Here is a 1601-nt window from a genome sequence, read left to right as displayed (position 1 = left end):
GCCCGTCATAGGGGTTGCCGGGCAGCGCCTTCACGTGGGTCACGAATTGACCGCCTTTGGCGTGCGCCAGCGTCGTTGCAACCGAGACTTTGACGCCGATCTATGGACCACGCCCGCGTTGCAAGAGGAATCGACAAAGGGATGTAGCGGTCTGCGCCAATCTATCCGGCTTCGATTTGAGGCCGTCGCCCCGAGCCATTATGGATATCCGCCCACTTCTGTCCTCAATAACTCGCCGGCCTCAAGAAGGGCCATGGCGTCGAACCAGGCTTCAGAAGTGTCGGTGGAACCGTTTCTCCATTCGTCCTTTCCGTCTCGCAAACCTCGGCGGGATAGTGTGCTATTCCGATCGGATCGTGGATCTTCCTTCCTTCCCGGGTCTGGCGTCCTATACAGTGTGGCCCAGGAAACTCGCTTCGTAGTCACGGCCTTTTGCGAGCATGCTCCAGGCCATCCGCGCGAGTTTTGCGGCCAAGGCAACAACCAGTACATTCGAATGGAGCCGCTTCGATGCTGCCTCCAGCCAGGCTCCGAAGCCGTGCCTGGCCCAGGTTTGGCGCCTCAGCAGTACGGCTCTGGCTCCCTGAATGAACAGTGTTCGTAGATACCGGTTGCCGCGTCTTGATATGCGACCGAGAATGGTTCGATCACCGGTCGAGATTTGTTTCGGTACCAGACCAAGCCATGCCGCAAAATCGCGGCCCTTCTGGAACGCATCACCAGTTCCGATCGCGGCGATCATCGCGCTTGAGATGATTGGCCCGACGCCCGGCGCACTCATCAGGCGGCGACAATGCGCATCTTGCTCCGCGATCTCGTTGATCTCCTTGGTGACGAGCGCGATGCGACGGTCGAGATAACGCCAGTCCTCGGCCAAGTCCTGGATGAGCCGAACCACCTGAGGTGATAGGCTTTCCGAAGGCATCGAGAGGATTTGGGGGAGTGCCAATCGGAGTGCTGCCGCTCCCTGCCGCACTGGTAGCCCTCGCTCAAGCAAAAAGCCCCGGATTTGATTGACGACCGCCGTCCTCTGCGTCACCAATCGACTGCGAACTCTGTGGAGTGCTTGTAAATCAAGTTGTTCGGCCGACTTCACTGGGACGAACCGCATCGTCGGCCGCTGCGCGGCCTCGGCGATCGCTTCAGCATCCCGAAAATCATTCTTGTGACCCTTGAGGTATGGTTTGACGTACTGTGCTGGCAAGAGCCGTACTTGATGGCCTAATTTCTCGAGCTTGCGCCCCAGATGATGTGCGCCTGCACACGCCTCCATTCCGATCAGACAACGCGGAACATTGGCCAGCGACTGGTCAAGCTGATTTCTCGACCCCTTCTTACGTAGCGTGATTGCGCCTGTGGTATCGAGACCAACGACGTGGAATGTGTTTTTCCCGAGATCGATACCGATGGTGACAATGTTCGTATTCGACATGGCTTGCGCTCCTGCTGCTGCCCCGCCGGGCTCTACGTTGCCGCTGAGAGCGGGCGTGGTCCATGCCATTAACTCGTAAGGCCGGTGGGCCTTGCCCTTGCCGATGCACTCCACCTCGGGCGCGTGCAGCGAATAGACCTTGGGTCCACGCCGGTGCTGCTTCTGCTCC

At 59.0% G+C, this 1601-nt stretch carries 1 protein-coding gene; it reads right to left on the bottom strand.

Going from position 1 to position 1601, the window contains the following annotated elements; translation table 11 throughout:
* Positions 1-388: 388 nt before the first annotated feature.
* Positions 389-1432 (bottom strand): IS110 family transposase, encoded by a 1044-nt coding sequence (locus IVA78_RS06765; RefSeq protein WP_247464871.1) that lies wholly within the window; start codon positions 1430-1432, stop codon positions 389-391.
* Positions 1433-1601 lie beyond the last annotated feature (169 nt).

The organism is Bradyrhizobium sp. 137, assembly GCF_023074095.1.
In the GTDB taxonomy this organism is placed as follows: Bacteria; Pseudomonadota; Alphaproteobacteria; order Rhizobiales; family Xanthobacteraceae; genus Bradyrhizobium.
Note: the sequence above shows the minus strand (reverse complement) of the source record. Positions and strands in the feature narration are given on the sequence as shown.

Coding starts and splice junctions, on each gene's coding strand:
- IVA78_RS06765 (WP_247464871.1), bottom strand. CDS start 1,432: ATGTCGAATACGAACATTGTCACCATCGGTATCGATCTCGGGAAAAAC.